This is a genomic window from Mesorhizobium escarrei (genome assembly GCF_935825525.1).
GTDB classification, from domain to species: domain Bacteria; phylum Pseudomonadota; class Alphaproteobacteria; order Rhizobiales; family Rhizobiaceae; genus Mesorhizobium; species Mesorhizobium escarrei.
The window spans coordinates 124,693-138,569 of the sequence record NZ_CAKXZT010000035.1; the positions used below are offsets into that span (position 1 = coordinate 124,693).

The window sequence follows — 13,877 nt, forward strand, 5'->3', positions numbered from 1 at the left end:
CCCGTCAAGTTGCTATAGCTTTGCCGCCGCTCACCGGCTTCTCCTCATCGGCCGTCGCGGTCCCCGGCCGAAGCTTGAACAGGATGAGCAGTGGCGCGGCGATAAAGATCGACGAATAGGTTCCGAAGACGACGCCGAATAGCATCGCCAGCGTGAACGAGCGGATCACCTCGCCGCCGAACAGCACCAGCGCCAGCAGCGCCAGCATCGTCGTCACCGAGGTTAGCGTCGTTCGCGACAGCGTCTCGTTGATGGCGTTGTTCAACAATTGCGGCAGCGGCATCCGCTTGTATTTTCGCAAGTCTTCGCGAACACGGTCATAGACGACGATCGTGTCATTGAGCGAATAGCCGATGATGGTTAGTATCGCCGCAAGCGACGATTGGTTAAATTCGAGTCCAGTGATGACGAAGAAGCCGATCGTCATGACCACATCGTGGACCGTGGCGATAATGGCGCCGACTGCGAACTGCCATTCGAAACGGAACCAGACATAGATCAGGATGCCGAGCAGCGCGATGAGCATGGCGATGGTGCCTTGCTTTGCGAGCTCGCCGGAAACCGTCGGTCCCACCACTTCGACGCGGCGGAAATCGTAATGGTCCTGCAACTCGCCGCGCACCTTGTCGATGACGGTCTGTTCGGCGTTCTCGCCGCCCTCCTGCGTGCCGACGCGAATCAAGACATCGTTCGGGTCGCCGAACTGCTGCACTTGCACTTCGCCGATGTTGAGTTCCGAAAGCCTGCCGCGGATGTCGGCAATATCGGCGGTGCCATCCTTGGCCTGCACCTCGATCAGCGAACCGCCCTTGAAGTCGATGCCGTAATTGATGTCGACGGTCATGAACAGCACGACCGCCAGGATCGACAGCACGCTGGACAGCGCGAATGTCCAGCGGCGGATGCCCATGAACGGAATTCGCGTGCCCGGCGGGACGAAGGTCACCGGCGCGCGCGGCAACTCCTTCGGGCGGGCGCGGCGAAGCCAGATCGACACCAGCAGGCGGGTGAAGGTGAAGGCGGTGAACACCGTTGTCAGAATGCCGATGGCGAAGGTCACGGCAAAGCCCTTCACCGGCCCGGTCCCGAGCCAGAACAGCACGACGGTCGCGATCAGCGAGGTGACGTTCGAATCGACGATGGTCGCCAGCGCTTTGGAAAAGCCCGTGTCGATCGCCTGGATCACCGAGCGACCGTTTCGCCGCTCCTCGCGGATGCGCTCGTAGATCAGAACGTTTGAATCGACCGCCATGCCGATGGTCAGGACGATGCCGGCGATGCCGGGCAATGTCAGTGTCGCGCCAAGCAACGACAACAACGCGATGATCATCGCCACATGCACCGCCAGCGCGATGTTGGCAATGAAACCGAGAAAGCCATAGGCCACGAACATGAATACGACGACGAGTATGGAGCCGATCACGCCGGCGACCTTGCCGGCGTGAATGGAATCCTCGCCGAGCCCGGGGCCTACCGTACGCTCTTCGATCACCGTCAGCGTCGCCGGCAGCGCGCCGGCACGCAACAGCACGGCGAGGTCGTTGGCGCTCTCGGCGGTGAAATTGCCTGAGATCTGGCCACTGCCGCCAAGGATCGGTTCGCGGATCTGCGGCGCCGAAATCACCTGATTGTCGAGGATGATGGCAAACAGCTTGCCGACATTCTGCGAGGTGGCCTGGCCGAAACGCGCCGCCCCCTTGGAATCGAAGGTGAACGAAACCACCGGCTCATTGGTCTGGGAATTGTATGTCGCCTGCGCGTCGACGAGATTTTCGCCCGAAACGATGACGCGGTTCTCGATCAGATACGGAACCGGCGGATCATCCTGCGAATACAGAACCGAGGATCCCGCCGGCGGACGACCGTTGAGCGCGTCCTGCACCGGCATGGTCTGATCGACCATCTGGAAGGTCAACTTGGCGGTCTGGCCAAGAATGTCCTTCAGCCGTTGCGGATCCTGCAGGCCCGGCACCTGGACCAGAATGCGGTCGTCGCCTTGGCGTTGCACGATCGGCTCGGTGGTGCCGAGTTCGTTGACGCGGCGCTCAACGACCTCGAGCGACTGCGCCAGCGCCGTCGACGTGCGGTATTTGATGCCGGCATCGGTCACGGTGAATTTGAGCAGGCCGGGCTCGGAATCATCCAGCGACATCTCCTGGACGGAGCCGCCGCTAAACAGGCCGGCGGCCACCGGGTCGGTCAGTGTCTTCAGGGCAGTCTTGGCGGCATCGACCTGACCGGGATCGGTGATGCGGACCTGCACGGTCCGGCCTGATCCGGCAAGGCCGGTATAACCGATCTTGGCATCGCGCAGCATTGTCCTGATTTGGTCGCGCGTCGTCTCCAGCCGATCCTTGGTCAGATCGTTCGGATCCATCCTGAGCAGGATATGCGATCCGCCCTGCAGATCGAGGCCGAGCGTCATCTGGCGCTTCGGCACCCAGTCGGGAAGCTTGGCCAACGTGCTGGCAGAGAAAAGATTGGGCGCAGCGAAGATCACTGTGGCGGCCACGGCCAGCCAGATCAGGACCATCTTGAAGCGCGAGAAATAAAGCATATGGCGTCGTCCGTCAGGGCGTTCTAGCGGATCGTTCCGCCTGGAATTGGGTTATTTCTTGGCGTTCTGGTTCGCCAGCGGCTCGCCGTTGGTCCGCACATGGGCAATTGTCGAGCACGGGTCAGTCACTTTGGTGCTGCCATCGGGCTTTCTTCAACTATTGTCAATCTTGACGGCAAGAGGCCAGCGCGCAATGGCATCACGATATCGTTGGCGCCCTGTGACAAGTGGCCAGCCAGACCAGAGTCGTCCTGAGCGCGAAAATACAGCAAATGGCATTTTCGGTCAGGGCGTTCCTGGCGGATCGTTCCGCCGACAATTCGGTTATTTCTTGGCGTTCTGGTTCGCCACCGGCTCGCCCTTGACGCGCACATCGGCGATCGTCGAGCGCAGCGCCGTCACCTTGGTGCCACCGCCGAGATCGATCTCGAGTTCGTTGTCGTCGATCACTTTGGTCACCTTGCCGACGAAACCGCCGCCAGTGATGACCGTGTCGCCGCGACGAACCGCCGCCAGCATCTCACCGCGCTTCTTCAACTGCGTGCGCTGCGGCCGGATGATCAGAAAATACATGATCACGAAAATCAGGACAAACGGCAAAATGCTGATGAACATATCCGGGGAGGTGCCGACGCCTTGGGCATATGCCGGTGTCACGAACATCGAAGTACTCCTGAATTTTGAAAAACAGCCGCCAAACGGGTAATTTGACGGCCCCGTGAAATTTGGCCGGAATATAGTCGGTAAAGTTGCCAATGCAACTGCGGCCGAGCATTTCAGCTGCTTTTCCGGCTGGTTGAGCCGTGTTAGAGCATGGTCCCGAAAGATGGAGCGCGGTTCTCGGAAAAGACCGTGCCGTAACAAAAGGTTGGAGCCGGTTCCGAAACCGCCGGAATCAATAGGTCCCGTTGCCTTCCTGAATGCAAAAACAAAAGACAAAAATGACCGACAGCACCATCGAAGCCCTGAACAAGAAGCTCGATCGCCTGATCGAGGCGGTCGCCCGCCTCGCCCCGCCACCGGTGCCGCAAACCGATCTCGGCGGGGCCGACTGCTTCGTCTGGCAGGCTGATCCCGGCTATCTGGAGCCGGTGCGCAAGGTCAACCGCGTCGACATCGGTCTGATCCGCGGGGTCGACCGCGTCCGCGACATACTGGTCGACAACACCGAGCGTTTCGCCTCCGGTTACGCAGCCAACAACGTGCTGTTGTGGGGCGCACGCGGCATGGGAAAATCCTCGCTGGTCAAGGCCGTGCATGCGGCGGTCAACGCATCGGCAAAGCTGGACCTGCCGCTCAAGCTCATCGAGATCCACCGCGAGGACATCGACACGCTGCCGAAGCTGATGGCGCTGCTGAAGGCGGCGCCTTACCGTTTCATCCTGTTTTGCGACGACCTCTCCTTCGACCACGACGACACGTCCTACAAGTCGCTGAAAGCGGCGCTCGAAGGCGGAGTCGAGGGCCGCCCGGCCAATGTGATCTTCTACGCCACGTCGAACCGGCGGCACCTTCTGCCGCGCGACATGATCGACAACGAGCGCTCGACCGCCATCAACCCGTCGGAAGCGGTCGAGGAAAAAGTCTCGCTCTCCGACCGTTTCGGCCTCTGGCTCGGCTTCCACAAATGCTCGCAGGACGAGTATCTCAATATGATCGACGGATATGTCCGCCATCACGGTCTTGCCATCGATCCCGAGACGCTGCGCGCCGAGGCGCTGGAATGGGCGACGACGCGCGGCAGCCGATCGGGCCGCGTCGCCTGGCAGTACACCCAGGATCTGGCAGGCCGGCTCGGCAAATCGCTCCAAGATTAGACCATGATCCCGAAAAGTGGAGCCCGGTTTTCGGACAAGATCATGGTCCGGAAAAGCCACTGAAGAAGCCCGCCCCTTGCGGAGCGGGCTGAGCCGGCGGGCCGGACTGGAGGTCAGGCGGCGCGCAATCGCTTTTCTTGTTCTATTCCAAGAGAGGTCGAAGGATCGACTTCTTTTACTCAAGATAGGTCGAAGGATCGACTTCTTTTACTCAAGATAGGTCGAAGGATCGACCGGCGCCGAATTCTTGCGCACTTCGAAATGCAGTTTCGGCGAGTCGGTGGTGCCGCTCATGCCGGACTGCGCGATTTCCTGGCCGCGCTTGACCTTCTGGCCGCGCTGGACCTCGATCGAACGGGCGTGGCCATAGACTGTGACCAACCCGTTCTCGTGGCGCACCAGCACCGTATTGCCGAATTCCTTGAGGCCATCGCCGGCATAGATGACGACGCCGTTCTCGGCCGCCTTGACTGGCGTTCCTTCCGGCACGGCGATGTCGACACCGTCCTTGCCGCCGCCAAAGCTTGAGATCACGCGGCCGCGCACCGGCCAGCGCATCTTGCCGATACCGGTGGCGTTTGGCGCGACCGAGTCGTCGTCCTCGGCCTGCTGGATGACCTTCGCATCCTTCTTCGGCGGCGTGTAGGCGGCGAGCGTCTCCGAAGGCGTGGTCTTTGCCGCAGGCGGGGTGGTGGCAGTCGTTACCGGATCGACCTTTGCCGGCTTGGCATTTGCCACCGTCGCGGTTCCGCCGGCCGGCACCTTCAATGTCTGGCCGATCTTGAGCAGACCGTCCTGCATGCCGTTCGCCTGCTTCAACGCAACCACGCCGACGCCGGTCTTCCTGGCGATGGCCGACAGCGTATCACCCTGCTGGACGGTGTAGGAGCCACCGGCACCAGCCGCCTTCGGTGCGGCGTCCTTCGGCTGGCTTGCTGCGGCCGATCCATCCACCTGCACGGCGGACTTGCCCTCCTTGAGCTTGGGCTGCTGCGGCAGCACGGCGACCATCTCCGGCGCCTTGCCCGGCAAATCGTGCTTGGTGTCGTTCGCGGGCCTGGCGTCGGCAAGCTTCGGCGCCGGTTTCTTGCCGGAATAGGCATAGGCCGGGATGACGAGTTTCTGGCCGGCCTTCAGACCGTTGGTCGCGCTTAGCCCATTGACCTTCATAAGCGCGTCGGCGGGCACGCTGTAGCGCCGCGACAGGCCGGAAATGGTCTCGCCATCCCTGACGATGATCTCGGCAGCACGTGGTTCGCCGCCCGCCGTTGCCATGCGCGGAGCATCGGGCCGTGACTCTTTGAACGGCTTTGCCACGGTTCCGGCCGCAGTCCGGTCGACCCGGGGAGCGGCCGGCGCCGAAGCGGTGCGGGCCGGACTGGCGGCGGGCGCCGACGCGGTGGCCGGCTGCGACTGGTCGACTGGCGGCAATTGCTGCGTCGTGACCGGTTCGAGGCTTGAACGGCTTACCGACTGGGTGTGGCTGCCGTCGAGCGGCGCGGCCGAATCTGCGGCATCGCCGGGATAGGGCTGGGCGGCGTCCTGCTTGTCGATGATGGCGCGCTGATTGTTGGTCGACGACGTGAAGACGTCGTCGACGCTGTTGAACCGCGAAACCTGGGAACTGCATCCCGCCGCAGTGCCCGCAAGCACCAGGACGGCGATACCCCGCGCCAGGTTGCGTCCGTTTGCCTTCAAAATACTGAATTGCATCGCATTTACCCGCAGATACCCGGTACAGACTGACCGTGATTAAAGCGCGTTAATGTTACTGGTCGGTTAAACCTATAGAATCAGACGCAAATTTTCTTAAAATATTTAAAGCTGCATCGGACGGGTGTGATTCAGCTCGGGTAAGCCGGAGACGGACCAGACAGGTGAGTTGCGGGCATCACCTGAATATCGACAGATCCTAGATGACGGCGGCTACGCTGCGCAGGATCGGCTGCAGGCGTACGAGACCGATGTCCTCGCGTTCGAAGCGGCTGCCGACCTTGGTCAGTTTGGCCAGCACCTGCTCGCCCTCCTCGGGTCCGATCGGGGCGATGACGATGCCGCCGCTCGACAATTGATCGAGCAGGAAGCGCGGCAGGCTGTCGAAGGCCGCCCATGCGACGATGCGGTCGAACGGCGCTTCATTGGCCAGTCCGTTGGAGCCGTCCGCCTGGCGCACGATGACATTGCCGATGCCGAGCGCCTCGAAGCGCTGTTTGGCCTGCTCGACCAGCGTCTTGTAGCGGTCGATTGTGACAACGCGCGCGGCGAGCCGCGACATCACCGCCGCCGTGTAGCCCGACCCGGTGCCGATCTCGAGCACCCGGTTGCCCGGCTCGATGGCGAGTGCTGCGATCACCGCAGCTTGCAGATCGGAGCCCTCGATCGCCTCGCCGCATTCGATCGGCAGCATGCGGTCCGACCAGGCAATCGGATGGAACTGTGCGGAAAGGAAGCCGCGCCGCGGCGTCGCCTCGAAGGCGGCGATCAGCGCCTTCGGCACCACGCCCTTGCCACGCAGGCGGAGCAGGAAAGCGGCGAAGCCTTCGCGGTCATCGACCGTCGGACCATGGTTCAGGTTCATGCAAGCGCCTTGGTCAGTTGATCGCGGATTTCATGCGCTGTGAGATCGAGCTGCAGCGGCGTCACCGACACCAGCCGATTGCGCATGGCATGGAGATCGGTGCCTTGCTTGCCCTCGACCGGCTCGCGGCCGAAGCGCAGCCAATAATAGGGAAGCCCGCGGCCGTCGCGGCGCTCGTCGACCCACAGGCTATGGACGAGCTTGCCTTGCGATGTGACCACCGTGCCGGCGATCTCTTCGGGAAGGCAATTGGGAAAATTGACGTTGAGCAGCACGCCATCCGGCAGCTGCATGGCCACCAGCTTCTTGAGCAGCGCCGGCGCCAGCGCCTCGGTGGTCTCGTAAGGAACAACGCGATCCTCGCCGAGATAGGAATAAGCCTGGCTGAGCGCGATCGAGCGCACGCCGAGCAGCGCGCCTTCCATGGCGCCGGCAACGGTGCCCGAATAGGTGACGTCGTCGGCGATGTTGGCGCCGGAATTGACGCCGGACAGGATCAGGTCTGGTGCTGCGGGCAGGATCTTTTTCACGCCCATGATGACGCAGTCGGTCGGCGTGCCGCGCACGGCAAAGTGCTTTTCGCCGATCTTTCTCAGGCGCAGCGGCTCCGAGATCGACAGCGAATGCGCATAGCCGGACTGATCCTGCTCCGGCGCCACCACCCAGACATCGTCCGACAGCGTGCGGGCGATGCGTTCGAGCGATGCAAGGCCCTCGGCATGGATGCCGTCATCATTGGTCAGGAGGATGCGCATTATTTCGATTCGATCTTTTCCAGGCCGCCCATGTAAGGCCGAAGCGCTTCAGGAATGGTCACGCTGCCATCCTCATTCTGGTAGTTTTCGATGACAGCAATAAGGGCGCGGCCGACGGCGGTGCCGGAACCGTTCAGCGTGTGGACGAAGCGGTTGCCCTTGCCGTCCTTGTCCTTGTAGCGGGCATCCATGCGCCGCGCCTGGAAATCGCCACAGACCGAGCAGGACGAAATCTCGCGATAGGCGTTCTGGCCCGGCAGCCAGACCTCGATGTCATAGGTCATGCGCGCGCCAAAGCCCATGTCGCCGGTGCACAGCGTCATGGTGCGGAACGGCAGGCCGAGACGCTTCAGCACTTCCTCGGCGCATTCGGTCATCCGCTCGTGCTCGGCAAGCGAGGAGTCCTGGTCGGTGATCGACACCAGCTCGACCTTGTAGAACTGGTGCTGGCGCAGCATGCCACGCGTGTCACGCCCGGCCGAGCCCGCTTCCGATCGGAAGCACGAGGTCAGCGCGGTGTAGCGCAGCGGCAGTTTTTCATGCAGCGTGATGTCTTCGCGCACGAGATTGGTCAGCGGCACTTCGGCGGTGGGAATGAGGCCAAGCCTGCCGTCTCCGCGCGGGGCGAAGAAGAGATCCTCCTCGAACTTCGGCAGTTGCCCGGTGCCGAAAAGAGCTTCGTCGCGCACCATCAGCGGCGGCTGGATCTCCTCGTAGCCATGCTCGGTCGTATGCAGGTCCAGCATGAACTGACCGAGCGCGCGCTCCATCCGTGCCAGTCCGCCCTTGAGCACCGTGAACCGCGAACCGGACAGTTTCGCCGCCCGCTCAAAATCCATCATGCCGAGCGCTTCGCCGATCTCGAAATGCTCCTTCACCCAGTTCGGGCGGGCCGGCACCTCGCCGACGATGCGCTTGACGACGTTGTCGTGCTCGTCCTTGCCGACCGGCACGTCGTCGAGCGGCACGTTGGGCAGCACCGCCAATGCGTCGTTCAGCGCCCTGTCGAGCTCGCGTTCGCGCGCCTCGCCGTTCTGGATGAAGGCCTTGATCTCGCCGACCTCGGCTTTCAGTTTTTCGGCTAGGGCGGCGTCGCCCGAGCGCATGGCGTTGCCGATTTCTCTCGAGGCTGCGTTGCGGCGCTCCTGCCTGGTCTGCAGCTCGGTCAGATGTTCGCGCCGCGCCTCGTCCCTGGCGATCAGATCATCGACCGTGGACTGCGCCTCCGCAGCCGGCCACGAGCGCTTCTGGAGCGCCTCGACAAGGGCCTTCGGATTGTCGCGAATCCATTTGATGTCAAGCATGGTCTGTTCGTCCTCAAGTAGGATAGAGGGGGCGTAAACCGCATCCTTGACCGATGCAAGATGTGAAGGTCGAGTTCCTTCGCGCCCCCCTCTGTCCCGCAAACCTGAAGATAAAGCTCTCAGGCAGCCTACGTCGAAGACGCGTCCGCGGCCTTTTCGGCCGCCGCTTCCGCAGCCTCCCGCTTCTCGCGCGCCAGACGTTCCCGTTCCTTGCTGCGCTCGATCAGCCGGGCCGACCAGATCGAGACCTCGTAGAGAAGGATGGTGGGAACGGCCAGACCGATCTGGCTTATCGGGTCGGGCGGCGTCAGAATAGCCGCGACCACGAAGGCGATGACGATTGCCCATTTGCGCTTTTCGACCAGCGCCTCGGACGACAGCATCCCCACCCGCGTCATCAGGCTGGTCACCACCGGCAACTGGAACACCAGCCCGAAGGAGAAGATCAGCGTCATGATCAGGCTGAGATATTCCGACACTTTCGGCAGCAGGGAAATCTGCACCTGGTCGTCGGTGCCGGCCTGCTGCATGGCGAGGAAGAACCACATCACCATCGGCGTGAAGAAGAAATAGACCAGCGACGCGCCCATCAGGAACAGGATCGGCGAAGCGATCAGGAACGGCAGGAAAGCGTTGCGTTCATTCTTGTAGAGGCCGGGCGCGATGAATTTGTAGATCTGGGTGGCGATCAGCGGAAAGGCGATCACCATGCCGCCGAACATCGCCAGCTTGACCTGGGTGAAGAAGAATTCCTGCGGCGCCGTGTAAATCAGCTCGACCTTGTGCGGGTCGAGCCCTGCCCATTGGGTCGCCCATTTGAACGGGATGACCAGCAGGTTGAACAGTTGCTTGGCGAAGAAGAAGCAGAACAGGAAGGCGATGAAGAACCCGCCGATCGACCACATCAGCCGCCGGCGCAACTCGATCAGATGCTCCATCAGCGGAGCCGCCGATTTATCGATCTCGTCCTTTTCCGAAATGCTCACTTGGCGGCTCCCGCCGTCTTTTTGGCGGCTGCAGCCGGCTTCTTCACCGCAGCCGGTGCAGGCTTCGGCTCGGCTTTTTTAGCCGCGGTCTTTGTCACAGCAGGTTTTGCCGCCGCTGCCGCTGGCTTCGCTGCGGCCTTGGAGGCCGGCATCGCTTTCGCTGGCGCGCCCTTCGTCTTCGCCGCCGAGGCCTTTTGCGATGCAGCCGGCGTCGCCTTCGCGACAGGCGGTGTCACCGAACCATCGGTCATCGCCGGAAAGGTCGGCGCTGCCGGCGCCGCTTCCGGGGCATCGACGCCCGGCAGCACCGTCGCGCCATTCTTCGGCTCGGTATCCTGCGGCGTTGAAGCAGCCGGCGCGACCGGGTCTGCGGCCGGCTTCGGCTTCATCACCGCGTCGACGCCTGAACGGACGTCGGCCGCCGCCTGCTCGAACGGGTTGAGCTGTTTCCTGATCTCGGCGGCGGGGTTGAGGCTTCTGAGTGAATCGACCGACTTCTTGACGTCGTCAAGCTCGGCCTCCTTCAGCGCATCGTTGAACTGTTTCTGGAAGTCAGCTGCCATGCCGCGCATCTTCGCCGTCGTGCGGCCGAAAGTGCGCAGCATCTTGGGCAAATCCTTGGGCCCGACGACCACGATCATGACGATCGCGATCACCAGCATCTCGGTCCAGCCGATGTCGAACATGGCGATACGTTCCGACTAAAGTTTTGGGCTCAGCTCTTGCTGGCCTTTTCCTTCGCTGCCGAAACGGTTTCGTCGGCACGGTGCTCGACGGTACGCTTGTCCTCGGCAACCTCGTCGTCGGCTATGCCCTTCTTGAAGCTCTTGATACCCTTGGCCATGTCACCCATCAGCTCGGGAATCTTGCCGCGACCGAACACCAGCAGCACGATCACCAGCACGATCAGCCAATGCCAAATCGAAAATGAACCCATAACAATCTCTCTCGAAAGTTTTCTCTGACGATGATCTATGCGCTTTCGCGCCGGGATTCAAACACAACCGCGACAGAGTTTATAAATGAGTGGCCGAAGTCACGCCCTTTCGGCGCCCCGGCCCGCTACCAATCGGCGCAGCCGCTAAATACCAATCGCTTTCGGCACGTCGTTTGCGGTCAATCTTCCTCGACGCGCGGCGTCAACAGGCCGAGTTCCTCAAGGTCGATGTCGGTCAGCGGATCCTCGTCGTCGGTCAGCGCATCCGGGTCGGCCGGCGGCAGCGGAATGGAAAAATTCGACGGCATGCGGCCCGAAAGCAGCCCAGCACCCTTCAATTCCTCCATGCCGGGGAGATCGCGAATCTCCTCCAACGCAAAATGGTCGAGGAAGATGTCGGTGGTTCCGTAGGTGACGGGACGGCCGGGCGTGCGGCGCCGGCCGCGCATCTTCACCCATTCGGTCTCCATCAGCGTGTCCAGCGTGCCCTTCGAGGTCTCGACGCCTCTGATATCCTCGATCTCGGCGCGCGTCGCCGGCTGGTGGTAGGCGATGATCGCCAGCACTTCGAGCGCCGCACGGGAAAGCTTCTTCTGCTGCACCGTGTCGCGGCTCATCAGGAAAGCGAGATCGCCGGCGGTGCGGAACGCCCAAGCCTCGCCGACGCGCACCAGATTGACGCCGCGCCGCTCATAAATCTGCTGCAGTTCAGCCATCGCCGCGGCAATATTGATGCCGCCGGGCAGGCGCGCGGCAAGCTGCTTTTCGCTGACCGGCTCGGCGCTGGCGAAAACGATCGCCTCGGCCATGCGCACGGCTTCCGCCATATGCAGCCGCTCGCCAGGATTCTGGGACAAGTTCTGGGCCTGACTTTCTGCCGGCACCTCGGCGAGCACGCCGTCTTCGGTCTCGTCGTCGACCTTGAAAGGAATGACCGAAGCGTTGGCGCGCTCGCTCATGATGCCACCTCAACTGCCCTGATGCCTTGCGCACGGCCGCGCAGATAGAGCGGCGCGAACACCTCGTCCTGCCGCATTTCCATTTTGCCTTCGCGCACCAGTTCCAGCGTCGCCGCAAACGAACTGGCAATCGCGGTACGCCGCTCGTCCGGGTCGGTCAGATATTCGACCAGGAAACTGTCCAGCGCCGTCCAGTCGGCAAGCGTGCCGATCAGCCTGTTCAGGATGTCGCGCGCATCCTTGAGCGACCACACACCGCGCCTGGCGATCGTCACATTGGTGATCGCCTGCTTCTGGCGTTGCGCCGCATAGGCGGTCAGCAGATCGTAGAGCGAGGCTGAATAAGCGTTGCGTTTCTCGACGATGACCATTTCCGGCATGCCGCGGGCGAACACGTCGCGTCCGAGCCGGTTGCGGTTGACCAGTCGTGCCGCAGCGTCGCGCATCGCTTCCAGCCGCTTCAACCGGAATTGCAGCACCGCCGCCAGTTCCTCGCCGCTTTCACCGTCGTCGCCGGGTTGCTTGGGGATCAAAAGCTTCGACTTGAGAAACGCCAGCCACGCCGCCATCACCAGATAGTCGGCGGCAAGCTCCAGCCTGAGCGCCCTCACCTTCTCGACAAACGCCAGATATTGCTCGGCCAGCGCCAGGATCGAGATGCGCGACAGATCGACCTTCTGGTTGCGGGCAAGATGCAGCAGAAGATCGAGCGGGCCCTCGAAACCGTCGACATCGACGACCAGCGCGGGATCGCCGGTCAGCCGCGAATCGTCGTTCTCGGCCCAAAGACGGTCCATCGGTGCGGCCTTGCCGGCCTTACTGTCCAATGTTTCCGCCACTTCCTGTCGCGTCCTTTGCTTCTATCTTCTTGTTTGACCGTGATCTGTTCGGAAAAACCGGCTCCCACTTTTCGGGAACATGGTCTAGGCCACCGCATCGAAATAGGTGGCGAATTCGGCGCGTATCTCGGCTTCATCAGCCCGATCGCGGTTCTTTATATAGGTCAGTGCCCGTTGCGCGCGTTGCAGCGACGTGCCTTCAAGCCCGGTTGTGCGCGACGCAATGCCGACCATCTCCTCGAAAACGCCGTTGCAGTGAAGGACCAGATCGCAGCCCGCCGCAAGGATCGCCGCCGCCTTTGTCGGGAAATCCCCAGAAAGTGCCTTCATCGAGGTGTCGTCGCTCATCAGCAGCCCGTCGAAACCGATTTCGCCGCGGATGATCTCGTCGATGACCTTGCCGGAGGTCGTGGCCGGGTTCTTCGGGTCGATCGCGCTGTAGACGACATGCGCCGTCATCGCCATCGGCAAATGATTGAGCTCCCTGAACGGGGCGAAATCGTGCCGCTGCAATTCGCTCATCGAGGCATCGACGGTCGGCAGTTCGAAATGCGTGTCGGCAAAGGCCCGTCCATGTCCGGGAATATGCTTCATCACCGGTAGCACGCCTCCCGACATCAAGCCCTCCGCCGCGGCGCGGCCCAGTTCGATGACAGCACGAGGCTCCTTGCCATAGGCGCGCGCGCCGATGACGTCGCTGGCGCCCTCGATTGGCACGTCGAGCACCGGCAGGCAATCAGCCGTGATGCCGTAGCGCAGCAGGTCGAAGGCATGCAGCCGCGCCATCAGCCATGCTGCGCGGTTGCCGGCGTCGTGGTCGTTGCGCCACAAGGCGCCGAGCGCGCCACCGGCCGGATAATTCGGTGCCAACGGCGGCCGCAGGCGCTGCACACGGCCGCCTTCCTGGTCGATGAACACCGGGGCGTCCGGGCGCTCGACACAATCGCGCATCGCGGCGACCAGATCGCGGATCTGCTCGGCCTCGCCGATGTTGCGCGCAAACAGGATGAATCCCCACGGGCATTCGCTGCGATAGAAATTGATTTCGTCGCGTGTGAGCGATTTCCCGGCGCAGCCAAGGATCATGGATTTTGATTCGGTCATGGGCGGGAGTTTAGAGCTTCACGCAGACAAAGGGAATCGCA

General features: G+C 62.3%; 13 protein-coding genes. 1 reads left to right on the plus strand and 12 read right to left on the minus strand.

The window, feature by feature from the left end:
- Nucleotides 1-4: 4 nt before the first annotated feature.
- Together secDF and yajC are read right to left on the minus strand one after the other, a co-directional pair.
- Entirely contained in the window at nucleotides 5-2,557 is a 2,553-nt protein-coding gene (secDF, locus tag NMG80_RS03240) for a protein translocase subunit SecDF (RefSeq protein WP_254016804.1), read from the minus strand.
- A gap of 324 nt (nucleotides 2,558-2,881) precedes the next feature.
- Nucleotides 2,882-3,220 (minus strand): preprotein translocase subunit YajC, encoded by a 339-nt coding sequence (yajC, locus tag NMG80_RS03245; RefSeq protein WP_065007771.1) that lies wholly within the window; start codon nucleotides 3,218-3,220, stop codon nucleotides 2,882-2,884.
- Between the two features lie 278 nt (nucleotides 3,221-3,498).
- Between yajC and NMG80_RS03250 the strand changes: the two genes are divergently transcribed.
- Complete coding sequence (locus NMG80_RS03250; protein WP_254016805.1) at nucleotides 3,499-4,374, plus strand: ATP-binding protein; 876 nt, start codon at nucleotides 3,499-3,501, stop codon at nucleotides 4,372-4,374.
- Nucleotides 4,375-4,581: 207 nt separating this feature from the next.
- On the opposite strand, the gene NMG80_RS03255 is transcribed toward NMG80_RS03250, so the two are convergent.
- The 10 genes from NMG80_RS03255 to nagZ all read right to left on the minus strand — a co-directional run bounded on the left by NMG80_RS03255 (nucleotide 4,582) and on the right by nagZ (nucleotide 13,836).
- Nucleotides 4,582-6,087 (minus strand): LysM peptidoglycan-binding domain-containing M23 family metallopeptidase, encoded by a 1,506-nt coding sequence (locus NMG80_RS03255; RefSeq protein ID WP_254016806.1) that lies wholly within the window; start codon nucleotides 6,085-6,087, stop codon nucleotides 4,582-4,584.
- Nucleotides 6,088-6,286: 199 nt separating this feature from the next.
- Complete coding sequence (locus tag NMG80_RS03260; RefSeq protein WP_254016807.1) at nucleotides 6,287-6,952, minus strand: protein-L-isoaspartate(D-aspartate) O-methyltransferase; 666 nt, start codon at nucleotides 6,950-6,952, stop codon at nucleotides 6,287-6,289.
- Nucleotides 6,949-7,707 carry a 5'/3'-nucleotidase SurE gene (gene surE / locus NMG80_RS03265; protein ID WP_254016808.1) on the minus strand — a complete coding sequence of 253 codons (759 nt, stop codon included), beginning with the start codon at nucleotides 7,705-7,707 and terminating at the stop codon, nucleotides 6,949-6,951. The genes NMG80_RS03260 and surE overlap by 4 nt, the downstream gene beginning before the upstream one ends.
- Nucleotides 7,707-9,011: a serine--tRNA ligase gene (gene serS / locus NMG80_RS03270; protein ID WP_254016809.1), complete on the minus strand. Its 1,305-nt coding sequence runs from the start codon at nucleotides 9,009-9,011 to the stop codon at nucleotides 7,707-7,709. The genes surE and serS overlap by 1 nt, the downstream gene beginning before the upstream one ends.
- 128 nt (nucleotides 9,012-9,139) lie before the next feature.
- The gene (gene tatC / locus NMG80_RS03275; protein WP_254016834.1) at nucleotides 9,140-9,949 is read right to left on the minus strand and encodes a twin-arginine translocase subunit TatC; all 810 of its coding nucleotides are present in this window, start codon (nucleotides 9,947-9,949) and stop codon (nucleotides 9,140-9,142) included.
- Nucleotides 9,950-9,993: 44 nt separating this feature from the next.
- Nucleotides 9,994-10,683 carry a Sec-independent protein translocase protein TatB gene (gene tatB / locus NMG80_RS03280; RefSeq protein WP_254016810.1) on the minus strand — a complete coding sequence of 230 codons (690 nt, stop codon included), beginning with the start codon at nucleotides 10,681-10,683 and terminating at the stop codon, nucleotides 9,994-9,996.
- 29 nt (nucleotides 10,684-10,712) lie between these two features.
- Nucleotides 10,713-10,934 (minus strand): twin-arginine translocase TatA/TatE family subunit, encoded by a 222-nt coding sequence (locus NMG80_RS03285; protein WP_023802572.1) that lies wholly within the window; start codon nucleotides 10,932-10,934, stop codon nucleotides 10,713-10,715.
- Nucleotides 10,935-11,113: 179 nt separating this feature from the next.
- Nucleotides 11,114-11,893 carry an SMC-Scp complex subunit ScpB gene (gene scpB / locus NMG80_RS03290; RefSeq protein WP_254016811.1) on the minus strand — a complete coding sequence of 260 codons (780 nt, stop codon included), beginning with the start codon at nucleotides 11,891-11,893 and terminating at the stop codon, nucleotides 11,114-11,116.
- Nucleotides 11,890-12,690: a segregation and condensation protein A gene (locus NMG80_RS03295; RefSeq protein WP_077372688.1), complete on the minus strand. Its 801-nt coding sequence runs from the start codon at nucleotides 12,688-12,690 to the stop codon at nucleotides 11,890-11,892. The genes scpB and NMG80_RS03295 overlap by 4 nt, the downstream gene beginning before the upstream one ends.
- 126 nt (nucleotides 12,691-12,816) lie before the next feature.
- Nucleotides 12,817-13,836 (minus strand): beta-N-acetylhexosaminidase, encoded by a 1,020-nt coding sequence (gene nagZ, locus NMG80_RS03300; RefSeq protein WP_254016812.1) that lies wholly within the window; start codon nucleotides 13,834-13,836, stop codon nucleotides 12,817-12,819.
- Between the last annotated feature and the right edge of the window lie 41 nt (nucleotides 13,837-13,877).

Coding starts and splice junctions, on each gene's coding strand:
- NMG80_RS03295 (WP_077372688.1), bottom strand. CDS start 12,690: ATGGACCGTCTTTGGGCCGAGAACGACGATTCGCGGCTGACCGGCGAT.
- serS (WP_254016809.1), bottom strand. CDS start 9,011: ATGCTTGACATCAAATGGATTCGCGACAATCCGAAGGCCCTTGTCGAG.
- scpB (WP_254016811.1), bottom strand. CDS start 11,893: ATGAGCGAGCGCGCCAACGCTTCGGTCATTCCTTTCAAGGTCGACGAC.
- NMG80_RS03260 (WP_254016807.1), bottom strand. CDS start 6,952: ATGAACCTGAACCATGGTCCGACGGTCGATGACCGCGAAGGCTTCGCC.
- NMG80_RS03255 (WP_254016806.1), bottom strand. CDS start 6,087: ATGCAATTCAGTATTTTGAAGGCAAACGGACGCAACCTGGCGCGGGGT.
- tatC (WP_254016834.1), bottom strand. CDS start 9,949: ATGGAGCATCTGATCGAGTTGCGCCGGCGGCTGATGTGGTCGATCGGC.
- secDF (WP_254016804.1), bottom strand. CDS start 2,557: ATGCTTTATTTCTCGCGCTTCAAGATGGTCCTGATCTGGCTGGCCGTG.
- surE (WP_254016808.1), bottom strand. CDS start 7,707: ATGCGCATCCTCCTGACCAATGATGACGGCATCCATGCCGAGGGCCTT.
- yajC (WP_065007771.1), bottom strand. CDS start 3,220: ATGTTCGTGACACCGGCATATGCCCAAGGCGTCGGCACCTCCCCGGAT.
- NMG80_RS03285 (WP_023802572.1), bottom strand. CDS start 10,934: ATGGGTTCATTTTCGATTTGGCATTGGCTGATCGTGCTGGTGATCGTG.
- NMG80_RS03250 (WP_254016805.1), top strand. CDS start 3,499: ATGACCGACAGCACCATCGAAGCCCTGAACAAGAAGCTCGATCGCCTG.
- nagZ (WP_254016812.1), bottom strand. CDS start 13,836: ATGACCGAATCAAAATCCATGATCCTTGGCTGCGCCGGGAAATCGCTC.
- tatB (WP_254016810.1), bottom strand. CDS start 10,683: ATGTTCGACATCGGCTGGACCGAGATGCTGGTGATCGCGATCGTCATG.